Source organism: Devosia sp. YIM 151766 (assembly GCF_030285925.1).
In the GTDB taxonomy this organism is placed as follows: domain Bacteria; phylum Pseudomonadota; class Alphaproteobacteria; order Rhizobiales; family Devosiaceae; genus Devosia.
The window spans coordinates 200,096-220,226 of the sequence record NZ_CP127251.1 but is presented as its reverse complement, the minus strand read 5'-3'; the positions used below and the strand labels follow the sequence as shown (position 1 = coordinate 220,226).

The 20,131-nt window shown below is 64.2% G+C and carries 18 protein-coding genes; 7 read left to right on the top strand and 11 right to left on the bottom strand.

Features of this window, described 5'->3' with window-relative positions:
• Positions 1-245: 245 nt before the first annotated feature.
• From O9Z70_RS01050 to O9Z70_RS01030, 5 genes are all read right to left on the bottom strand, one after another.
• Positions 246-2,759: a methyl-accepting chemotaxis protein gene (locus tag O9Z70_RS01050; protein ID WP_286020659.1), complete on the bottom strand. Its 2,514-nt coding sequence runs from the start codon at positions 2,757-2,759 to the stop codon at positions 246-248.
• A gap of 209 nt (positions 2,760-2,968) precedes the next feature.
• Complete coding sequence (locus tag O9Z70_RS01045) at positions 2,969-3,358, bottom strand: response regulator (protein ID WP_286020658.1); 390 nt, start codon at positions 3,356-3,358, stop codon at positions 2,969-2,971.
• 113 nt (positions 3,359-3,471) lie between these two features.
• Entirely contained in the window at positions 3,472-4,524 is a 1,053-nt protein-coding gene (locus tag O9Z70_RS01040; protein WP_286020657.1) for a protein-glutamate methylesterase/protein-glutamine glutaminase, read from the bottom strand.
• Positions 4,521-5,369: a CheR family methyltransferase gene (locus O9Z70_RS01035; RefSeq protein ID WP_286020656.1), complete on the bottom strand. Its 849-nt coding sequence runs from the start codon at positions 5,367-5,369 to the stop codon at positions 4,521-4,523. The genes O9Z70_RS01040 and O9Z70_RS01035 overlap by 4 nt, the downstream gene beginning before the upstream one ends.
• 286 nt (positions 5,370-5,655) lie before the next feature.
• A complete protein-coding gene (locus tag O9Z70_RS01030; RefSeq protein ID WP_286020655.1) occupies positions 5,656-6,246 on the bottom strand; it encodes a chemotaxis protein CheD in 591 nt (196 codons plus the stop codon).
• 168 nt (positions 6,247-6,414) lie between these two features.
• Between O9Z70_RS01030 and O9Z70_RS01025 the strand changes: the two genes are divergently transcribed.
• Positions 6,415-6,768 (top strand): hypothetical protein, encoded by a 354-nt coding sequence (locus O9Z70_RS01025; RefSeq protein ID WP_286020654.1) that lies wholly within the window; start codon positions 6,415-6,417, stop codon positions 6,766-6,768.
• A gap of 129 nt (positions 6,769-6,897) precedes the next feature.
• On the opposite strand, the gene O9Z70_RS01020 is transcribed toward O9Z70_RS01025, so the two are convergent.
• The 4 genes from O9Z70_RS01020 to O9Z70_RS01005 all read right to left on the bottom strand — a co-directional run bounded on the left by O9Z70_RS01020 (position 6,898) and on the right by O9Z70_RS01005 (position 10,483).
• On the bottom strand, positions 6,898-7,386 hold the full coding sequence (locus O9Z70_RS01020; protein WP_286020653.1) for a chemotaxis protein CheW: 489 nt from the start codon (positions 7,384-7,386) through the stop codon (positions 6,898-6,900).
• Positions 7,387-7,478: 92 nt separating this feature from the next.
• Positions 7,479-9,794: a chemotaxis protein CheA gene (locus tag O9Z70_RS01015; protein ID WP_286020652.1), complete on the bottom strand. Its 2,316-nt coding sequence runs from the start codon at positions 9,792-9,794 to the stop codon at positions 7,479-7,481.
• 36 nt (positions 9,795-9,830) lie between these two features.
• Positions 9,831-10,196: a response regulator gene (locus O9Z70_RS01010; RefSeq protein ID WP_286020651.1), complete on the bottom strand. Its 366-nt coding sequence runs from the start codon at positions 10,194-10,196 to the stop codon at positions 9,831-9,833.
• Positions 10,193-10,483 (bottom strand): STAS domain-containing protein, encoded by a 291-nt coding sequence (locus tag O9Z70_RS01005; protein WP_286020650.1) that lies wholly within the window; start codon positions 10,481-10,483, stop codon positions 10,193-10,195. Before O9Z70_RS01005 ends, O9Z70_RS01010 begins: the two co-directional genes overlap by 4 nt.
• Positions 10,484-10,840: 357 nt before the next feature.
• On the opposite strand from O9Z70_RS01005, the gene O9Z70_RS01000 reads away from it, so the two are divergent.
• Both O9Z70_RS01000 and O9Z70_RS00995 read left to right on the top strand, forming a co-directional pair.
• Positions 10,841-12,154 carry an NAD(P)H-dependent oxidoreductase gene (locus O9Z70_RS01000; RefSeq protein ID WP_286020649.1) on the top strand — a complete coding sequence of 438 codons (1,314 nt, stop codon included), beginning with the start codon at positions 10,841-10,843 and terminating at the stop codon, positions 12,152-12,154.
• A gap of 137 nt (positions 12,155-12,291) precedes the next feature.
• Positions 12,292-13,098 (top strand): siderophore-interacting protein, encoded by an 807-nt coding sequence (locus O9Z70_RS00995; protein WP_286020648.1) that lies wholly within the window; start codon positions 12,292-12,294, stop codon positions 13,096-13,098.
• A gap of 156 nt (positions 13,099-13,254) precedes the next feature.
• Here the strand turns inward: O9Z70_RS00995 and O9Z70_RS00990 are convergent, their stop codons facing one another.
• Positions 13,255-14,139 (bottom strand): carbohydrate kinase family protein, encoded by an 885-nt coding sequence (locus O9Z70_RS00990; protein WP_286020647.1) that lies wholly within the window; start codon positions 14,137-14,139, stop codon positions 13,255-13,257.
• Positions 14,136-15,059, bottom strand: a complete 924-nt coding sequence (locus O9Z70_RS00985) for a pseudouridine-5'-phosphate glycosidase (RefSeq protein ID WP_286020646.1) — start codon at positions 15,057-15,059, stop codon at positions 14,136-14,138. Before O9Z70_RS00985 ends, O9Z70_RS00990 begins: the two co-directional genes overlap by 4 nt.
• Positions 15,060-15,497: 438 nt before the next feature.
• On the opposite strand from O9Z70_RS00985, the gene O9Z70_RS00980 reads away from it, so the two are divergent.
• The 4 genes from O9Z70_RS00980 to O9Z70_RS00965 all read left to right on the top strand — a co-directional run bounded on the left by O9Z70_RS00980 (position 15,498) and on the right by O9Z70_RS00965 (position 19,912).
• Complete coding sequence (locus O9Z70_RS00980) at positions 15,498-16,580, top strand: polyamine ABC transporter substrate-binding protein (protein ID WP_286020645.1); 1,083 nt, start codon at positions 15,498-15,500, stop codon at positions 16,578-16,580.
• A 129-nt stretch (positions 16,581-16,709) separates the two neighbouring features.
• Entirely contained in the window at positions 16,710-17,861 is a 1,152-nt protein-coding gene (locus O9Z70_RS00975) for an ABC transporter ATP-binding protein (RefSeq protein ID WP_286020644.1), read from the top strand.
• A 382-nt stretch (positions 17,862-18,243) separates the two neighbouring features.
• Entirely contained in the window at positions 18,244-19,098 is an 855-nt protein-coding gene (locus O9Z70_RS00970) for an ABC transporter permease subunit (protein ID WP_286022049.1), read from the top strand.
• A 1-nt stretch (position 19,099) separates the two neighbouring features.
• A complete protein-coding gene (locus tag O9Z70_RS00965) occupies positions 19,100-19,912 on the top strand; it encodes an ABC transporter permease subunit (RefSeq protein WP_286020643.1) in 813 nt (270 codons plus the stop codon).
• Positions 19,913-20,131 lie beyond the last annotated feature (219 nt).

Here is a 20,131-nt window from a genome sequence, read left to right as displayed (position 1 = left end):
TAGCTCAGGGGCGCGAGCCGTGCACAGAAAAGCTGGCGCTGTTTCAGACTACGAAACAGGCCGCTCGAAAGCGGCACGCGCAGCCACTGCGACCGCCGCCGGCGCCTCTCGACCACGAACAAAAAAACCCGCCGAAATCTCGGCGGGTTCTCTTGGCAGGCCTAAGGCCCATATCGGTACTGGTCTTGTGGCGGCGCCCGCCATTCCAGGCGTCGATGAAGTCCTGAAGGTGCTGCGCTAGCGGTTCAGAACTCGCTCCAATCCGCTTCCAGGGCGGCATTGCCTTTGCTGAGATAGGACTTTGCCGCCTGGGTCAGCTTGCTCTGGAGCCCGCGCGCGCCCTCGGCAATGGCTTTGACCGGATTCTCCGGGCGTTCCGGCCGGGGCGGCGTGGCAGCCTGGCGTTCTTCCAGCGCGAAGATATCGACGATCCGGTCGAGCTGGGTCGCCTGCGCCTCGGTCTGTTCGATGGAGGCGTTCATTTCCTCCACCAGGGCGGCATTGTGCTGGGTCATCTCGTCCATGGTGCGGACGGCCATATTGACCTCCTCGATGGAGGCGGCCTGCTCGCGACTCTCCTGGGCGATGCCATTCATCAATTCGCTGGACGAGCGGGCCGATGTCAGGATTTCCTCAAGCCGCGCCGCCGCATCGGCGACGAGCCGCGAGCCGCCCTTGACCTCGTCGGCGCTCTGCTCGATCAGCGCCTTGACGTCGCTGGAGGCCTGCGCCGCCGACTGGGCCAGCCTTCGCACTTCCACCGCGACCACGGCAAAGCCCTTGCCCGCCTCGCCGGCCCGCGCCGCTTCCACCGAAGCGTTGAGCGCCAAGAGGTTGGTCTGGAAGGCGATATCGTCGATCAGCCCGATAATATTGGAAATCTTGGCCGAGGACTGGGTGATCCGGTCCATGGCCTGATTGGCATTGGCCATGACCTGCCCGCCTTCCTCGGCCGTATGGGTCACCCCGCTGGCCACGGTGCTGGCCTGCCTGGCGCGTTCGGCATTGGCCATGACGGTGGAGGCCAATTGCTCCATGGCCGCCGAGGTTTCCTCGATGGTTGCCGCCTGCTTGGTGGTGCGCTCGCTGAGGTCATTGGCGCCCGAGAGGATTTCACCGGTGGCGGTTTTCAGCGTCCGCGACGTATCGCGCAGCTGGCCGACGATTTCGGTCAGTTTCTCGGCCACGGCATTGGTGTCGGTCTTGAGCCGGGCGAAGGAGCCCTGATAGTCGCCCTGCATGCGCCGGGTCAGGTCGGTATTGGCCAGCGAGGACAGCACCGAGCCGGTTTCCGAAAGCCCCCGATCCACCGTTTCCACCAGCCCGTTGACGGAACGGGCCAGGGCATTGAGTTCGTCGTCGGGAAATTCGGCATCGACGCGCCGCGAGAAATCCCCGGCAATGGCCGCGTCCACCACCTGGCCGAAGGCGCGCTGCAGGTCCTGCATCATCGCGGCGCGTTCGGCCTGCGCCGCCACGATCCGCGCCGCTTCCGCCTCGGTCATCTCATGAACCTTGAGCGCGTTTTCGCGGAACACTTCCACCGTGCGGGCCATTGCCCCGATCTCGTCATGGCGGGCGCCGCCCTGGACCTCGACCGACAGATCGCCATCGGCCAGCGTTTCCATCATATGGGTCAGCCGCGTGATCGGCCGGCTGATCGTGCGGGCGAACAGCACCCCGACCAGGGCGGCGATGGCCAGCAATCCGCCGCCGATCAGCAGCGTCATGTTCCGCATCTGCACCACGGCGGCATAGGCTTCGTCTTCCGGCTGCACGGCGGCCACGGCCCAGGTGACATCGCCGACGCTGACCGGCTCGGCCCGCACCACCATATTCGCCCCGCGATAATCGGTGCTGATGCCTTCGCCCGCAATGCCGGCAAAGGCATTGGCGATCACCTCGCTGGTCAGCGGCGTGACCAGCACGTCCGCTTCCTCGGTGCGCGGCGATTCGGTGCGCAGCAGGCCGTCGCTGCCCACCACCACCACTTCCCCGCTCCGTCCCAGCCCCGACAGGCCGGCGACGCGGGTGCTCACCGCGTCGGGCGCGATGGACAGCACCATGACGCCGGTATTCTCGTCCTTGTCATAGACCGGCATGGCCATGAAGCTCTGCGGCTGGCCCACCGGGCCATAGACGGAGAAATCGACAAAGGCCGCTTCGCCGTCCGCCAGGTCCTTGGCGGCCGCGAAGGCCCGGCCCAGCCCCGAGGCTTCCCCGGCAATATTGGTGGCGAAATCTTTGTTTTTGGCCACCGAATAGACCACGTCTCCCGCGGCGCTGATCAGCAGCACATCGGCATAATCCCGTTCCAGCATCAGCGTGCGGAAACCGGGATGGAAACGCTTATGCGGGGCGTCATAGCTGGCGCCCTTGCCATTGGCGCTGTCCAGCGCCGAGCGGTCCGCGGGGTCGGGATTTTCGGTGATATAGGCGGTCTGGAGCTGCGGCCCGGCGCGCTCCTTGAGACCCATGCGCAATTCGTCCAGCGCCCGGGTCAGGTTCTTCATGGCCGTCACCGTGTCGGAACGCTGCACGAAGAGCCGGAGGTCGACCTCGACGCCGCTATAATAATCGCTGACCAGGGCGGCGGCGGTATTGAGCGAGGCCTGCATGGACTGTTCGCGCTGCTCCTGCACCGTGCCCAGCCCGATCATGTAACTGGCAATGCCGACGCCGGCGCTGACGACAAGGGCAGACCCGACCAGCGCCAGCGGCAATTTCTGCGCAAGCTTCAGACTTGGAAACAGTTTCATCGACGATTGTTCTCCCCCAATGGCGCCGGCCCGCATTGCCCAGGCGCCCAGCGACACAAATCCCCCGGCCGGCTGATTGGAAACGATACATTCGTGAGATTAACCACTCCTTACGGACAAATCCCGAGGCGGGATCGTCGCCCGGAACCGCAAAGCAAAGCGCCCCCGCCTGATGGCGGGGGCGCTCATATCCCTTGGGGGATCGGCGATCAGGTCAGCGCGCCGATCACCGCCTCGATGCGCTTTTTCATCGTCATCGCATCAAAGGGCTTGATGATGTAATTGTTGACGCCGAAGGAGATGGCCTCCTTGACCTGCTCCTTGTCCGAGCGCCCCGTGGCCATGATAAAGGGCATGGATTGGGTTCTGGGATGCTTGCGGATGACCTTGAGCAGCGTCAGTCCGTCGATATCGTCCATATTCCAGTCGGAAATGATCAGGTCGACATTGGATTTTTCGAGCTTGCCCAGCGCATCGCGCCCGGACTTGGCCTCGATAATGTCCTTAAAGCCCAATTGGGTGAGAATGTATTTGGCGATGCCGCGCATCGATTGCTGGTCGTCAACGATCAGGACGCTGACAGCGCTTGCTTTTGGCATGGTTGTTCTTACCTCTACGCGCCGGGGGCCGTTCTGCCCCATACTTGCGCCGAACTCTAGGAGCCAAGCGTTACAAATCTCTCAACCGCGGCAGGCGCATTGTTGCGTCCCGTTCAGGCGGCCGACCGGAGTTTCGACAGCGCGTGGGCGAGTTTGGCGGCGATCTGCTCCACGGCCGCCTGCTCGATCACCGCGCCCTCCTCGAAGGCGACGCGCGGCATGCCATAGACCAGGGCCGAGGCCTGGTTCTGGCCCAATGTATAGGCGCCGGCCTCGCGCATCAGCTTGAGCCCGCGCGCGCCGTCGCGTCCCATGCCGGTCAGGATGACGCCCACCGCCATCGGGCCGACGCTTTTCGCCACCGATGCGAACAACACGTCGACGCTGGGCCGATGGCCGCTTTCCGGCCCCTCCTGGCCCAGCCGGCATTTGAGCTGCCCTGAGGAGCGCTCGACCCGCAGGTGATAATCGCCCCGCGCCACATAGGCATGGCCGGGCTGCACCGGCATCCGGTCCTCTGCCTCCACCACTTTGAGGGCGCATAATTCGTCCAGCCGCATCGCGAAGCGCCCAGTAAAGCCGGCGGGCATGTGCTGGGCGATCAAGACCGGCGGGCAATCGGCGGGCAATTGCGACAGCACGGTGCGGATCGCCTCTACCCCGCCGGTCGAGGCGCCGATGGCGATGAGGGCCCCTTCCGGGGCGGCGGCGGTGCGCAGCGGCGTCTTCTGCACCTCGGTGCGGCTCACGGCGCGGCCGCGCACATCCGACTTGGCGGCGGCGCGAATCTTGTCGCGCAGCGCCACGCCGAACGCCTCCAGCCCGCCGGCAAATTCGGCGCTGGGCTTGGCGACGAAATCCACGGCGCCCAGTTCCAGCGCCAGCAGGGTCTCGCTCGCCCCCTTCTTGGTCAGCGTCGACACCATCACCACCGGGGTCGGCCGCAGCCGCATGAGTTTTTCGAGGAAGGCCAGCCCGTTCATATTGGGCATTTCGATATCCAGCGTCACCACGTCCGGGTCGAGCGCCTTGATCTTCTCGCGCGCCTCGATGGGATCGACGGCCGTGCCCACGACCTCGATGTCTCCATCGCGCGTCAGCATGCGGCCCAGCACCTCGCGGATAAGCGCCGAATCGTCGACGACAAGAACCTTGATGCTCATCATGCAGCTCGCTTGTTCAGTTTCTCACGGCTTTGATAGATGGTCTTGCCCACAAGGCGGAAACCTTCGCCGCCCGAGCCCAGATTTTCCGAATGGCCGATATAGAGAAAGCCTTCCGGCGCCAGCATCTGGGAGAAACGCCCGAACATCTCGCCCTGGGTGGGCTTGTCGAAATAGATGGCGACGTTGCGGCAGAAAATGGCGTCGAACGGTCCCCGCATCGGCCAGGCCCCGATCAGGTTGAGCGGCTTGAACGACACCAGGTCGCGCTCCGCCGCCGGGATGCGGATCGAGCCGTCGCCGCCCTTGGCGAACAGGCGCGCCCGCTCGGAACTGAGGCCGGCCAGCTCGCTTTCCGGATAGACGCCCGCCGCCGCCTTGGCGATTACCGCCGTGTCGATATCGGTCGCCAGAATCTTGAAGTCCCAGCGCCTGAGATCGGGAAAGGCGGCCAGCAGATCGAGCGCGATCGTATAGGGCTCCTGCCCCGTCGAGCAGCCCGCCGACCAGATGCGCAGCCGGCTGCCGCGCGGCCGCTCGGCCATCAGCGCCCGGACATGGGAGCGCAGATGCTCGAAATGATGGTCCTCGCGATAGAAGCGGGTAAGGTTGGTGGTCAGCGCATTGATGAAATCCTGCCCGTCCTCGGCCGAGCCGCCGCGCTCCAGATAATCCACATAGGCGTTAAAGCTCGGCAGCTCCAGGGCCCGCAGGATCTTCGACAGCCGCGATATCACCAGGGTGCGCTTGGCGTCCGAAAGAGAAATGCCGGCGACCGAATAGACCCTGGCCTTGATCCGCGCGAATTCCCCGGCGCTGAGGGAGAATTCCCCCTGTTCCATACCCATTCCTTATCCGCCGGCCGCTCCGGCTAGAGAGTGATCGGAAACAGTCGCGGATTGTTCCCGACCGCCCGACCAAACAAAGACGGCCTGCCGACCGCCACTATTATTCGCTGCGCCTGGAGAGAAAATCGGCTTCGATAAAGCCGTTTCTTCTTTCCGTTCGCGGGCAATACTGGAACTATCATTGCTTAGATTGCGTAAACTCTCTTGGGAGAGACGGTAATGATTTTTGCCGGCTCTCGGCCGCGATCGGGCCGCGCCCTTCGCCCCGGCCCGGACCGCTGCGGCCTCAGAACAATTCGATATCGTCCAGCCGCGCCGGCACCACCACGCGGCGGCGGGCGATGGCCAGTTCTTCCCGCGCCACATTGGCGCCGACTTCGCTGTCGAGACGCCTGACAAAGGCGCGGCCGGAATAGGGCTTGAACAGGACCCGCCTGGCATAGGCGCCGCCCAGATCCTGGCTGGTGGCCTCATAGCCTTCGTCGCGGAGGAATTGACGGACGAATTCGATATTCTTGGCCCCGACATCGTCCAGCGCCGAATTGATCTTGCCGCCGCCGAAAAGCTTGATTTCGAGATTGGCTTTCCTGCCCGTGCCCTGACTCAGCACCTTGTTGATCAATTGCTCCATGGCAAAGGCGCCATAGCGGGCCGAGGCGCCGTAGCGGTCCCTGGCGGCGCCCGATTGTTCGGCCAGCAGGAAATGGTTCATGCCGCCCACATTGGCGGCGCGGTCGCGGATACAGGCGGAAATGCAGGACCCCAACACGGTGGAGAAGGTGATATCGGGGGCATTCGACACATGGCAGTCGCCCTGATGGACATTGGTTACCACCCCGCGATCGAATTCGGGTGGCAGGGAAGTATTGAGGGCCATATGTCGCTGCTTGAACCTTTGCGGGCGAATTGACCGGATCGTAGCGACAAACTCGTTAGCCAATTGCTAACCAAAACGGGCGAGCGGGCTGGCCCACCTCGCGCCGGCAAGGAGAGCTTTAGAAATGGCGGGCTAGGGTGGCGGCAACGGGACTAGGGTAACGACAGAATGTCACTGCAGAAACTCGCACGGGAACTCGACGAGACGGCGCGCCAGACCGCTTCCATGCTGGAAGGCATTACCGAAGCGATCGAATTGCTCGCCGATGCGCCGATCGGCAAGGACAGTAGTGTGCAGCAGGCTGTTCACCTCATCGTCACCGCCTTGCAGGGCCAGGACCGCATCGAGCAGCGCTGCCACAACATGGCGCTGGCCGTGCGCCAGTTCGCCCTCCTGCCCCCTACCGCGCCCGACAGCGTCTATGACGAGATCTGGGCCAGCCTCACGCTCGACGAATTGCGCGTCCCCGCGCTGTCCGGCATCGCCGCCCATCAGGCGCATGGCGACGCCGAATTGTTCTAGCGGCCCATTTCCGTATTACGGGTGTCCCAGGCGCTGCGCCGCTCTGGGCGCGACCATGCTCAAGTCCGGTAACGCACAAACAAAAGGCCGCCGCGGCGCCCTTCCTTCATGCAATAGGCCGGCCCGAGCCTAGCCGTCCATCTTCGCCCCGGTCACCACCGCATGCAGGTCGATCAGCCCGACCATGCGATTTTCGTGGGTGACGATGCCATTGAGCAATTCGGTGTCGATGGCATTGCCCTCGGGCACATTGTGGATGTCGTCGCGATTGACGGTAAGGATGTCGCTGACCGCATCGACCAGAATGCCGACCCATTTGTCGCCGACGCTCATCACCACCACGACATGGTTCTTGGTGGGCGAGGTCTGGCCGTCGCCGAAACGGGCGCGCAGGTCGAAGATCGGCACGATGGTGCCGCGCAGATTGATGACGCCGCGTACGAATTCGCGGGTATTTGGCAAGGGAGTGGCGCCGTTCCAGGCGCGGATTTCGCGCACCGTGGTGATTTCCACGCCATAGGTCTGCTCGCCGATGGAAAAGGCGATCAATTGCAGACTGTTCTGCGCGGCCAGGGCCGTCTTGTCGCTCATGTCGTCGCGAAGGCTAAGCGCTTCCATTTCTCTGCCTTTCAAACGCCCTTCCTGGGCTTTGACATCATTCTAGCGCGCCAGATGACGCCAATTCCTTAACGGCCCGGTCGGGACCGGCTCTAGGCCGCGTTCTGGTGGATATGGGTGGTCCGCAGGCCCTGCACGTCCACGATCAGCGCCACATTGCCGTCGCCCAATATGGTGCCGCCGGCAATGCCCTCCACCCGCTCGAAATTCTCTTCGAGGCTCTTGATGACCACCTGCTGCTGGCCGATGATGTCGTCCACGACCAGCGCCACTTTCTGGCTGCCCTCGGTCTCGCACAAGACCACGAATTGATCGCCCGGCGCATTGGCCATCGCCATTTCGAAGCGCTGGCCCAGATCGATGACCTGCACATATTCCCCGCGCACCTGCAGCACCCGCCCGCCCGATGGCACGCGCTCGAAATTGGCCCGGCTGCATTGCATGGTTTCGACGATCGAGGAGAGCGGCACCACATAGGGGCTGTCCCCGACCTTGACCAGCATGACGTCCAGCACGGCCAGGGTCAGCGGCAGGCGCAGCGTCATGCGCGTGCCCTTGCCGGTCCAGCTGCGCACATGCACCGAGCCGCCGATCTTCTTGATATTGGACAGAACCACGTCCATGCCGACGCCGCGCCCGGAAATATCGCTCACCGCATCGGCGGTGGAAAAGCCGGGGGCGAAGATCAACTGGTCGATCTGCTCGTCGGTCGGGGTGATGTCGGGGGCGACGATGCCCTTGTCGCGCGCCAGTTTCAGCACGCGCTCGCGGTCGATGCCGCCGCCATCGTCCTCGACGATTATCAGGATATTGCCGCCGGCCTGTTCGGCGCTGAGCCGGATCGTGCCGGTTTCCGGCTTGCCGGCGCCGCGGCGCGATTGCGGCCCCTCGATGCCGTGATCCGCCGAATTGCGGATCATATGGGTCAGCGGATCGGACAATTGCTCGATCACCGTCTTGTCGATTTCGGTATTCTCGCCGATGGTTTCGAGCTTGATCTTCTTGCCGGTCTTGGCTGCCAGCTCGCGCACCAGGCGCGGCATGCGGCTGAACACCGATTTCACCGGCTGGGCGCGGATCGCCATCACCGAATCCTGCAAGCCCCGCGTCGTCTGGGCCAGCACTTCCAGCCCGCGCACCAGCTCGGTATAGCGGGCGCGCAAGGTCTCATCCATCTGCTGGGTCAGCATGGACTGGGTGATGACCAGTTCCCCGACCATATTGACCACGCGATCCACCTTATCGAGATCGACGCGGATCGATTGCACCCCGACGCTGCGATGCCCGTCCTCGGCCTCGGTGGCGGCCGGCAATCCCCGTGCCGCCGGCGGCACGCTCGGTTTGGCGGGCGGTGGCGGCGCGCTGGGCCTGATCTCCTCGGCCAGCGCCGCAAAGGACAGGCCCGGCGGCTCCTCGAAACTGTCCTGCTCCCCGACCGGGGCGGCGGGCGGCTCGGGCGCGAAGCTCTCGACCGATGCCAGCGGCCCGGCCGTCTCGGCCATTTCGTCCTCGGTCAGCGCCAAGAGGCTCGACAGGTCCGGCTCATCCGTTTCGGGCGGATCGGCTTCGGCGGCCATTTCCGGCTTGTCGAACGCCGCCAGCGGCGTGGATCCGGCCTGGGCGATGAGGATGTCGCAATCGCCATCGACGAATTCGAACACTTCCCTGATCGCCGCCTCGCTCAGTTCCGGCGCCGAAAGGGTGATTTCCCAGGAGCAATAGACGGCGAAGGGATCGAAATCGGCCAGCGGCGGCACCTGGCCGAGCCGGGGCACGACCCGCATTTCGCCCAGGGCCGCCAGTTCGCGGAACAGCAAGAGCGGATCGTTGGCGCGGGCATAGAGCGCCCGGTGCGGGGTGAAGCGGATTTCCCACTGCCCCTCCGCCGGCGCCATCGGCGCCGCCTCGAACACGTCGTCCACCAGCGCCTCGCCGGAAGCCGCGCCGTCGAGATCGACCATGACCGGGGTGAAGTCGATATCGAATTCCTCGACGATACCGCCGCCGAGCTCGTCTTCGATTTCGCCGCGCGCCAGCGCGTCGAAGCGCGTCTTTTCCTCGATGCCGTAATCGGAGGCCAGCGCCTCGCCCGACTGGGCGGCGTTGACATGGTCGGCGACGATGTCATTGGCGCGGATGCACAGGCTCACCACCTCGTCGGTGAGTTCCACCCGTCCATCGCGCACGTAGTCGAGCAGCGTTTCATAGGCATGGGCGAAGCCCACCAGCGCCGAGAACCCGAAAGCGCCGGCCCCGCCCTTGATCGAGTGAATGGCGCGGAACACCGCATTGAGCCGGTCGCTGTCGCGCTCGCCGGCCTCGATGGCCGCGAACTGCTCTTCGAGCTCGGTCAACAGCTCCGAACATTCATCGAAATAGGTCGCCTTGAAATCGTCGAGATCGCTCATTTACGGCTCATCCAACCCTTCTGGGCCCGGTTCTGGTCAATGCACGACGCGGTGGATCACCGAGATCAGCTTTTCGGGGTCGAACGGCTTGACGATCCAGCCCGTCCCGCCCGCCGCCTTGCCCTGGTCACGCTTGTCCTGACTGGTTTCGGTCGTCAAAATGAGGATGGGCAGGGAATTGTGCTGGCCGGTGGCGCGCACATTCTTGATGAACTCGATCCCGTCCATCACCGGCATGTTGATATCGGTGATCACCACATCCACCGGCTGGGCCTTGAGCATGTCCAGACCCTGCTTGCCGTCTTCGGCCTGCAGCACTTCGAACCCCGCATTGGACAGGGTATGGTGCAGCATGGCCAGGATGGTTCGCGAATCGTCGACCGTGAGTACACGCAGCGTCATTGTTTCATCATCCCCGAAAACTGGGCTCCCAAGCCCAGCCGCTCGATCGCGGCAATCATCGCCGCGCTCGGCGTTGCAATGGCAAAGTCAAAATGGTGCCTCCTTGCCGTCTCGGCGGCGCTGACCAGCAGCAGTAGGCCATTGGTCGACACCCGTTCGACGCCTCCCGCCTCGACGATGATCGGCCCTTCTTCGAGGGCGGCGGCGAGCTGGTCGCGGATGGCGTCTACGGCGTCGAGGTCGATGATCGCTGGCAGCTCGAAAGCTGTTCTGGTCTGCTTGGCCATCCCTGGCGTGCCCCCCGGGGTCTTCTCCAGCGGGCATATTCCAGCGCAACGGTTTAAGAAGTGCTAACTATGAGCCGCCCCGCAGGGCTGAGCGCGCCAGTGGGGCGATCAGCGGGGCAGAGGCCACGAGACCTATGGTCGAGTGGCTGGACGACGGAGCCGGCCCCGCCAATGGCGTGATCGGAGGCGAATAGGCCTTGAGAGCCATGCTCGAAAGGCTGGGCCGCCGCAGACCCGAACCCGCCAGGGACCAAACGTCCCAGTCGGACCGAAACGGCCCCGATCCCGCGCCTCCCCTCTTGCCGGGGAGGTTGGGAGGGGGGTATCGCAGGCAAGACTAGCTGATTGGAACATGCCATGCCCCCCAAAATCGCCCTGACCGGGCTCGCCCGTGATCTCGCCGCCCGCGCTGCTTCGGGCAAGACCATCCGTGTCGGCGTCATCGGCTCGGGGGAAATGGGCACCGACCTGGTCACCCAGATGAGCCTGATGCCCGGGCTCGACATGGCCGCCATCGCCACGCGCCGCCCCCATACCGCCTTCGATGCCATCAAGATCGCCTATGGCGAGGATTCCATGGGCCGGATTGCCGATAGCCCGGCCCAGGCCATTGCCGCCATCGAACAGGGCAAGATCGCCATCACCAGCGCCGAAACCCTGGTCACCACGCCCAATATCGACGTGGTCATCGACGCCACCGGCAAGCCCGGCGTCGCCGCCGATTACGATCTGCTGGCCATGGAGCACGGCAAGCATCTGGTGATGATGAATGTCGAGGCCGACGTCACCATCGGCCCCTATTTGAAGGCCCAGGCCGACAAGCTCGGCGTCGTCTATTCGGTCGGCGCCGGGGACGAGCCCTCGTCCTGCATGGAATTGATCGAATTCGTTTCGGCGCTCGGCCTCGATATCGTCGCCGCCGGCAAGGGCAAGAACAATCCGCTCAAGCACGACGCCGTCCCCGACGATTATCGGGAAGAGGCGGCCCGCCGCAACATGAACCCGCGCATGCTGGTCGAGTTCGTCGATGGCAGCAAGACCGCCGTGGAAATGACCGCCATCGCCAATGCCACCGGGCTGCTGCCCGACATTCCCGGCATGCATGGCCCGGCCACCAATCGCGAGGACATGGCCAAGGTGCTCATCCCCAAGGAAGATGGCGGCATCCTCAATTCCTCCGGCGTCGTCGATTTCACCATCGGCAAGGGCGTGGCCCCCGGCGTCTTCGTCATCGTCAAGGCCGAGCATCCCCGCATCATCGAGCGCATGGACGATCTGCATATCGGCCGGGGGCCCTATTACGCCTTCTTCCGGCCCTATCACCTGACCAGCCTGGAAGTGCCGCTCACCTGCGCCCGCATCATGATCCATGGCAAGCCCGACATGGTGCCGCTGCCCCGCCCGGTGGCCGAAGTCTGCGCCGTGGCCAAGCGCGATCTGCGGCCCGGCGACAACCTCGATGCCATCGGCGAGACTTGCTACCGCTCCTTCGCCATGACGGTGAAAGACGCGCGCGCCCAGGGCGCCGTTCCCGTCGGCCTGCTCGAAGGCGGCAAGGTCACCGCGCCGATCAAAATGGGCGAATTGCTCACTTCGGCCAATGCCCAGCCCGATACCGGCACCCGCCTCTATGCCCTGCGCCAGGCGCAGGACCGCATGCTGGGCTATTAAGAACAGTTCAGATGGGCTTCGGGAGCGATCCCGGATGAATGAAAAACCGTCCAGTTCGTCATGGCCGGCGCCGGTCCCGCCTTGCCTTCCGCCGGCCCATGGCTTATTTGCTGACTAAATCATTCAGGATTTATTGCATGTCTGAAACCGTCGATCCCCGCGCCCCGCAGCGCATCCGTCATGACACCCGCATGCGGCTGCTGACCGTCACCGCCATCACCGATATCACCCCGCTCATGCGCCGCTTCCGGCTAGAGGGCGATCTGGATGGTTTCGTCTCCCCCAGCCATGCCGATCACATCAAGGCATTCTTCTTTCCCGCCGGCACCACGCCGCTGCTGCCGGTCATCGGCCCGAAAGGCGCCGAGTTCCCGCCGGGCACGCGCCCGGAAATGCGCGATTATACGCCGCGCTATTGGGACAATGCCGCCGGCTGGATCGAGCTCGACTTCGTGCTGCATGGCGACGGCCCGGCCGCCGGCTGGGCGGCGCAGGCCACTATCGGCTCATCCCTGGCGATCGGCGGTCCGCGCGGTTCCGTCGTCGTACCCATGGCCTATGACTGGTATCTGCTTGCCGGCGATGAAACCGCCCTCCCGGCCATTGGCCGGCGCATCGAGGAATTGCCGCCAGGCGCCAAGGTGCTCGCGGTGATCGAGGTCGAGAACGCTGCCGAGGAACAAAGTTTCAAGACCCCCGCCGACCTCATTCTCACCTATGTCCATCGCAATGGCGCGCCCGCCGGCACCACCAGCCTCATCCTCGATGCCGTGGCCCGGGCCGAGTTTCCCGCTGGTGTCGCCTATGCCTATATTGCCGGGGAGGTCAGCATGGCCAAATCGGTGCGCGCCCACCTCACCGGCCAGCGCGGTTTCAATGTCGAATATGTCAAGGCCGCCGGCTATTGGCGCCTCGGCGTCGCCGACGCGAAAGAGGACCACTAGAGCGTTTCCGGCTTTGACGGACCTGCCGCAAGAGCCCTCGCGTCAAGCGCGAGGGTGACGATCCGGGAAAGCCATAGGCGATAGTCCTGCGAGGGAGAGGGCGCGAACGTCACCGCGTCCATGAAAAGCTGAAACACCCTAGCCGGGCGATCCGGCCTATTGCGGCTGGCCGCCCACCGATTGCACCGCCTTGACCCCGCCCTCAACGCCGCGTTGCAGGCAGGCTTCCGGGCTTTCGCCCCGGAGCAGCGCGGCGATGAAATGGGCGGCGAAGGCGTCGCCCGCCCCGGTCGTGTCCACCACCTTGACCAAGGGAGCCGGGTGACTATAGGCAATGCCGCCCTGGCCGCCTAGCGCGGCACCGAACTGGCCGCGCTTGATCACCACGTGCCGGAATTGCGTGCCCAGCGCGCGCATCTGCGCCTCGAAATCGGCCAGGCCGCTCAGCATTTCGGCCTCGCTCTCATTGGCGAAGATCCAGTCGGCCTTCCCCACCCATTCGCGGAAGATCTGCGGCCCCACCTCGTCGAGAAAACCGGTTGAGGCCGGATCGATGGCGATGGCGATGCCCAGCCGCCGCGCCGCCCGGAGCAGCGATTGCACCGCCTCACGCGGGCCGGCGGCGAAGAAGCTATAGCCCGAAATCACCACTATCCCGACCCCGTCGAGCAAGGTGTCGGGCAGATCGGTGGCCGCGAGCCGCAGATTGGCGCCCCGGTCGGTGAGAAAGCTGCGCTCGCCATTGGGTTCGAGCAGCGTCACCAATACGCCCGAGGGCAGGTCCGGGTCGGCGGCCAGCGCCGGCGTCACGCCACGATCGCGAAAGTAAGTCTCATACATGGCCTTGTCGGCGGCCCCGACCCGGGCCGCGAACAGCACGTCGGCGCCGGTCGCGCCCAGCCACACCGCCTGATTGGCCCCGGAGCCGCCCGGGCGGTTGCGGATTTCCGCCCGCCGGTCCGAGCCGACCACGATCGGGCCTTCGGGCCGCACGATGATGTCGGTCATCACGTCCCCGACGACCAGAACCCGAGATTTCATGCGCGCCTTCCGGCCAAGGCCACGGCGATTTCGGCGGCGACCCGGGCATTGTTGTTGACCAGGGCGATATTGGATTCCAGCGACTTGCCGCCGGTCAGTTCGAAGATGCGCTGCAACAGGAACGGCGTCGTCGCCTTGCCGGCAATGCCCCTGTCCTCCGCATCGGCCAGCGCCTGGGCGATGAAGCCTTCGATGGCGGCGGCCTCCCAGGCATCTGCCTCGGGAATGGGATTGGCGATCAGCACGCCGCCCATGCCCAGATCGGACTGGATGGCCAGCACCCGGGCGATGCTTGCCGCATCGTCGAACCGCTGGTCGAGCTTGTAGCCGCTTTCCCGCGCCCAGAAGGCGGGAAATTCGTCGGTGCCGAAACCGAGCACCGGCACCCCATTGGTTTCCAGCACTTCCAGGGTCTTGGCGATATCGAGGATCGACTTGGCCCCGGCGCAGATCACGCTGACCGGCGTACGGCCCAGCTCTTCGAGATCGGCGGAGATATCGAAGCTGGATTCGGCGCCGCGATGCACTCCGCCAATGCCGCCAGTGGCGAAAATCCTGATGCCGGCCAGGGCCGCGATCTGCATGGTGGTGGCCACAGTGGTCCCGGCCATGACGCCGCTCGCCAACAGGGCCGCCATGTCGCGCCGGCTGGCCTTGGCCGCCTTGTGGCCGTCACGGGCCAGCATTTCCAGGTCATCCCCGGAGACGCCGACCTTGAGCTGGCCGTCCATGATGGCGATGGTCGCCGGCACAGCGCCATTGGCCCGCACCACTTCCTCGACCGCCCGCGCCATGCTGAGATTTTGCGGATAGGGCATGCCATGGGTGATGATGGTCGATTCCAGCGCCACTACCGGCCGGCCATCGGCCAGTGCGGCGGCAACCTCCGGGGAGACGGACAGATAGGCTTGTGCACTCATGACATTTCGCTCCGAAAACCGCCCCGGCCCACCTTTGGCGGCCCAGGGCTCGCCTCGTTTGTGCGCCGCTGCGGCAATAGGGTCAAGTCTTGCCGGAAGATGTGCAACAATCGCTTGTCGCCCCTCATTTTTGGGGATAATTTGCCCGCCATCGAGCGGGAAAGGGCACTTCGCTGACCACGACCATTGTTGACGGCGCGTCTTCGGCGCCTCGATATGCGCCCGGCTCCGGGCAGATCGCAGCGAAGTACCCGGCCGCCTGCGGGCGCGGCGCCGTGACCCCGATCCAGATTCCGTTTTTCCCCTATCCGGGTTCTCTCAGATGAGCCCCCGGGGCTGAGCCGCGGCTCTTTCCGCGGAAGGCGCGATCGCGTCGAACCGGCCGTCCCCCGAGGACGCCAATTGCTCCACCACGGTCCCCATAGGAGACAATCCAACATGAAGAAGTCGCTCGCCATTGCCCTGGGCGCCCTGCTGGCCGCCAGCCCCGCCATCGCCCAGGAAGAACCGGTTCTCAACGTCTATAACTGGTCCGATTACATCGCCGAGGACACGATCGCCAATTTCGAGGCGGAGACCGGCATCAAGGTCAATTACGACGTCTATGACAGCAATGAAATTGTCGATGCCAAGCTGCTGGCCGGCAATTCGGGCTATGACATTGTCGTGCCCTCGGGCAATTTCGTCGAACGCCAGATCAAGTTCGGCCTGATCGCGCCGCTCGACAAGTCCAAATTGCCCAATCTGTCCAATCTCGATCCGGCGGTCATGGAGACCGCCACCGCCCAGGACCCGGACAATGCCCATGCCGTGCCCTATATGATCAACACAATCGGGCTGGGCTATAATCAGGCCAAGGTCGAGGCGGCGCTGGGCGCCGATGCCCCGATCGACAGCTGGGACCTGCTGTTCAAGCCCGAAGTGGTGGAAAAGCTCGCCTCCTGCGGCGTCTCGGTGCTCGACAGCGCCTCCGAGGTCATGGGCATCGCCCTGCATTACCTCGGCCTCGACCCCAATTCGGAAAGCCCCGAGGACCTGGCCCAGGCCGAGGAATTGCTCAATTCCATCAAGCCCTCGATCCGTTATTTCCACTCGTCCCAATATATCGACGATCTGGGCAATGGCGAAATCTGCCTGGCCCTGGGCTATTCGGGCGACGTGTTCATCGCCGCCGACAATGCCGCCGAGGGCGTCGAGGTCAATTACCTGATCCCCAAGGAAGGCGCCGCTACCCTGTTCGACTTCCTGGCCATTCCCGCCGATGCCCCGCATCCGGAAAATGCCCATAGGTTCATCAATTACATCCTCGAACCCGAAGTCGTGGCCGCCATCACCAATTACGTCTATTACGCCAATCCCAACCTGCCGGCGCTGGACTTCGTGGACGAGGAGGTCAAGTCCAATCCGGGCATCTATCCGCCCGCCGAAACCCTTGAAAAGGCCTTCGTGATGCAGGCCCATACGCCCGATTACGAAGAAATCCTGACCCGCACCTGGACCCGCATCAAAACGGGGCGTTAATTCAAGACCAGGGGGCGGCTCCAAAGCCGCCCCTTTCGAACTTTCAACACCTCTGGCTCGGAGGCATCCGTGCTTCGACCGGCCAGGACGACGTCTACTGGGATGGCGGTGATCGCCCCGGGATTTTAAATGGCTAAAAAACCGCAGCTTGCCGTCGATACCCGCCCCTGGCGCGACACGGCCAACAACACGCCCTTTGTGCGCATCAAGAACGTCACCAAGAAATTCGGCGACGTCGCGGCGGTGCAGGATGTCTCGCTCGACATCTACCGCTCCGAGCTGTTCTGCCTGCTCGGCGGCTCGGGTTCGGGCAAGTCGACGCTGCTGCGCATGCTGGCCGGCTTCGAGACCCCCAGTTCGGGCAGTATCGAGATCGACGGCCAGGACATGACCGATGTGCCGCCCTATCACCGGCCCATCAATATGATGTTCCAGTCCTATGCGCTCTTTCCGCATATGAGTGTCGAGCAGAACATTGCCTATGGCCTCAAGCGCGATCACCTGCCCAAGCCTGAAATCGCCACTCGCGTCGCCGAATTGCTGGCACTGGTGAAATTGCAGGATTATGGCAAGCGCAAGCCGCATCAGCTCTCGGGCGGCCAGCGCCAGCGCGTCGCTCTGGCCCGGGCCCTGGCCAAGCGCCCCAAACTGCTGCTGCTCGACGAGCCGCTCGGCGCGCTCGACAAGAAGCTGCGCGAGGAAACCCAGTTCGAACTGGTCAAGATCCAGGAACAGCTCGGCGTCACCTTCATCGTCGTCACCCACGACCAGGAAGAGGCCATGACGCTGGCCACCCGCATCGGGGTGATGAACCAGGGCGAGATCGCCATGATCGGCGAGCCTGCCGACATTTATGAATTCCCCAATTCTCGCTTCGTCGCCAGCTTCATCGGCTCGGTCAACATGGTGGAAGGCAGCGTCACCGAGGACGAGCCCGACCATGTCCGCATCCGCTCGGCCGAGCTGGGCTGCGACATCTATGTTGGCCACGGCGTCGATTGCGCCCCGGACCAGATCCTGTGGTGGGCCATCCGCCCCGAAAAGATGATGCTGAGCCGCGACCGGCCCGACGGCATCCAGGGCGCCAATGTCGTGCAGGGCGTGGTCGAGGAAATCGCCTATCTCGGCGACATCTCGCTCTATCAGGTGGCCCTGGAAAGCGGCAAACGCATCCGCGTCAGCCAGACCAATTCCATGCGCGGCAATCCCGACGCCATCACCTGGGAAGAACAGGTCTATGTCACCTGGCACGACAATGCCGGCTCGGTGCTGACGGTATGAGCGCGCTTGAGATCATGGCCGCAGGCCACCTCTCCGTCTCGGGGAGAGGTCGGCGCGCAGCGCCGGGTGAGGGGGGCATTCCCTCAGCCCGGCACGGCATTGTCGGCTTCTGCACTTTCCTCCCTCTCAAGGGCACGGTCGCCATGCCGGACCATGGCGTCATTCCCGCGAAAGCGGGAATCTCTGTTAACAAAACGGAGGTTCCCGCATCCGCGGGGGCGACCTCGAGGAAAAATGCAGCGGCAGCACACGCAAAAAACCGCGCTGCCAGCGACGGGGCAATTCCATGACCAGCCACGACCCCACCTATCCCCCGCCCCGGCGTCTCAAGCCCTGGAACGCCGTCGAGCGCGGCCTGGCCAAGGTCGGCATAACCGGGCGCATGCTGGTGCTGGCCGCGCCTCTGGTCTGGCTTTTCGTCTTCTTTCTCATTCCGCTCTTCGTGGTCTTCGGCATTTCGCTGACCACCAAGCAGTTCGGCCGCCCGCCCTATTCGCCGCTGCTCACCAGCGAGGAAGGCATGGTGCAGCTCACGCTGCATCTGAACAATTACATCCGCCTGTTCACCGACAATCTCTATGTCGCGGCCTATCTCTCCTCGATCCGCATCGCCTTCATCGCCACCATCATCACCCTGCTGATCGGCTATCCGATGGCCTATGCCATTGCCCGGGCGCCCGATCCCTGGCGCAATGTGCTGTTGATGCTGGTCATCCTGCCCTTCTTCACCTCGCTCCTGCTGCGCGTCTATGCGCTGACCGGCTTCATGCGCGGCAATGGCGTCATCAACCAGTTTCTTGGCCTGTTCGGCATCGAGCCCCTGGTGATGATGCAGACCGATTTCGCCGTCTATGTCGGCCTCGTCTATACCTATCTGCCCTTTATGATCCTGCCGCTCTACACGACGCTGGTGAAGCTGGATTCCTCGCTGCTCGAAGCCTCGGCCGATCTCGGCGCCAAGCCGCTGCGCACCTTCCTCACCATCACCCTGCCGCTGTCGCTGCCGGGCATCGTCGCCGGCTCCATGCTGGTCTTCATTCCCGCCATCGGCGAATTCGTCATTCCCTCGCTGCTCGGCGGCCCCGAAACCCTGATGATCGGCCGCGTGCTGTGGGATGAATTCTTCAGCGCCGCCAATTGGCCGCGCGCCGCCGCCGTCGCCGTCGCCATGCTGGTCGTGGTCGTCGTGCCGATCATGCTGTTGCAGCGCGCCCAGAGCGCCGTGGTGGAGAAGTAGCATGTTCTCTCGACGCTGGTTCCTGCCCATCGCCGCCGCCCTGGGCTTTTCCTTCCTCTATGCCCCCATTGTCAGCCTCGTCATCTTCTCGTTCAACGAGAACCGGCTGGTGACCGTGTGGTCCGGCTTCTCGTTCAAATGGTATGGCGAGCTGTTCCGCGATCCGCAAATGCTCAACGCCGCCTGGCTCAGCCTGCAAATCGCCGCGCTCAGCGCCAGTATCGCCCTGGTGCTGGGCACGCTGGCCGCCGTGGCCCTGGTGCGCTTCCGCCGCTTCCGCGGACGGACGCTGTTCGCCGGCATGGTCTCGGCGCCGCTGGTCATGCCCGATGTCATTACCGGCCTGTCGCTGCTGCTGCTCTTCGTGGCCATGGAGAGCCTGTTGGGCTGGCCGCAGGGACGGGGCATCCTCACCATCGTCATCGCCCATGCCACCTTCTGCACCGCCTATGTCGCGGTCGTGGTGCAATCGCGCCTCGCCGATTTCGACCGGAGTCTCGAGGAAGCCGCCATGGATCTCGGCGCCAGCCCGGTCCGCACCTTTTTCGACGTCACCCTGCCCATCATCGCCCCGGCTTTGGTATCGGGCTGGCTGCTCGGCTTCACCTTGTCGCTCGACGACCTGGTCATTGCCAGCTTCGTCTCCGGCCCCGGCTCCTCCACCCTGCCCATGGTGATCTTCTCCAAGGTCCGCCTCGGCGTCTCCCCCGACGTCAATGCCCTGGCCACCATCATCATCGGCATCGTCGCCCTGGGCGTCCTGGCCGCCACCATCATCCAGCTCCGAAGCCGGCCGAAGAGGGCGCGGGCATAGGTCCATGAGATCTATGAAAATGCAGCGCTCGCGTGCGGCCGCATCCTCAGCCTGTCGAAGGACGGGGCCGGAGCATCGGCCCCCGCTATCTTTCGTGGCTGGACAGTCCGGCCAAACCGGGGCACACTCCTCTCATGTTCAACCAATGCAAAGGAGGTGGTCCAGTGTCTTATGAGATTATGGCTCTTGAAGAAGGTCTGGGTTTTCGCGTGTTGACTG

What these genes read in the sequence shown, in the direction of transcription:
- O9Z70_RS00990 (WP_286020647.1), bottom strand. Translation starts at nt 14,139, where the DNA reads ATGAAATCTCGGGTTCTGGTCGTCGGGGACGTGATGACCGACATCATC.
- O9Z70_RS00965 (WP_286020643.1), top strand. Translation starts at nt 19,100, where the DNA reads ATGTTCTCTCGACGCTGGTTCCTGCCCATCGCCGCCGCCCTGGGCTTT.
- O9Z70_RS01000 (WP_286020649.1), top strand. Translation starts at nt 10,841, where the DNA reads ATGCCCCCCAAAATCGCCCTGACCGGGCTCGCCCGTGATCTCGCCGCC.
- O9Z70_RS01015 (WP_286020652.1), bottom strand. Translation starts at nt 9,794, where the DNA reads ATGAGCGATCTCGACGATTTCAAGGCGACCTATTTCGATGAATGTTCG.
- O9Z70_RS01045 (WP_286020658.1), bottom strand. Translation starts at nt 3,358, where the DNA reads ATGCCAAAAGCAAGCGCTGTCAGCGTCCTGATCGTTGACGACCAGCAA.
- O9Z70_RS00980 (WP_286020645.1), top strand. Translation starts at nt 15,498, where the DNA reads ATGAAGAAGTCGCTCGCCATTGCCCTGGGCGCCCTGCTGGCCGCCAGC.
- O9Z70_RS00985 (WP_286020646.1), bottom strand. Translation starts at nt 15,059, where the DNA reads ATGAGTGCACAAGCCTATCTGTCCGTCTCCCCGGAGGTTGCCGCCGCA.
- O9Z70_RS01040 (WP_286020657.1), bottom strand. Translation starts at nt 4,524, where the DNA reads ATGATGAGCATCAAGGTTCTTGTCGTCGACGATTCGGCGCTTATCCGC.
- O9Z70_RS01010 (WP_286020651.1), bottom strand. Translation starts at nt 10,196, where the DNA reads ATGACGCTGCGTGTACTCACGGTCGACGATTCGCGAACCATCCTGGCC.
- O9Z70_RS01005 (WP_286020650.1), bottom strand. Translation starts at nt 10,483, where the DNA reads ATGGCCAAGCAGACCAGAACAGCTTTCGAGCTGCCAGCGATCATCGAC.
- O9Z70_RS01025 (WP_286020654.1), top strand. Translation starts at nt 6,415, where the DNA reads ATGTCACTGCAGAAACTCGCACGGGAACTCGACGAGACGGCGCGCCAG.
- O9Z70_RS00995 (WP_286020648.1), top strand. Translation starts at nt 12,292, where the DNA reads ATGTCTGAAACCGTCGATCCCCGCGCCCCGCAGCGCATCCGTCATGAC.
- O9Z70_RS01020 (WP_286020653.1), bottom strand. Translation starts at nt 7,386, where the DNA reads ATGGAAGCGCTTAGCCTTCGCGACGACATGAGCGACAAGACGGCCCTG.
- O9Z70_RS00970 (WP_286022049.1), top strand. Translation starts at nt 18,244, where the DNA reads ATGCTGGTGCTGGCCGCGCCTCTGGTCTGGCTTTTCGTCTTCTTTCTC.
- O9Z70_RS01050 (WP_286020659.1), bottom strand. Translation starts at nt 2,759, where the DNA reads ATGAAACTGTTTCCAAGTCTGAAGCTTGCGCAGAAATTGCCGCTGGCG.
- O9Z70_RS01030 (WP_286020655.1), bottom strand. Translation starts at nt 6,246, where the DNA reads ATGGCCCTCAATACTTCCCTGCCACCCGAATTCGATCGCGGGGTGGTA.
- O9Z70_RS01035 (WP_286020656.1), bottom strand. Translation starts at nt 5,369, where the DNA reads ATGGGTATGGAACAGGGGGAATTCTCCCTCAGCGCCGGGGAATTCGCG.
- O9Z70_RS00975 (WP_286020644.1), top strand. Translation starts at nt 16,710, where the DNA reads ATGGCTAAAAAACCGCAGCTTGCCGTCGATACCCGCCCCTGGCGCGAC.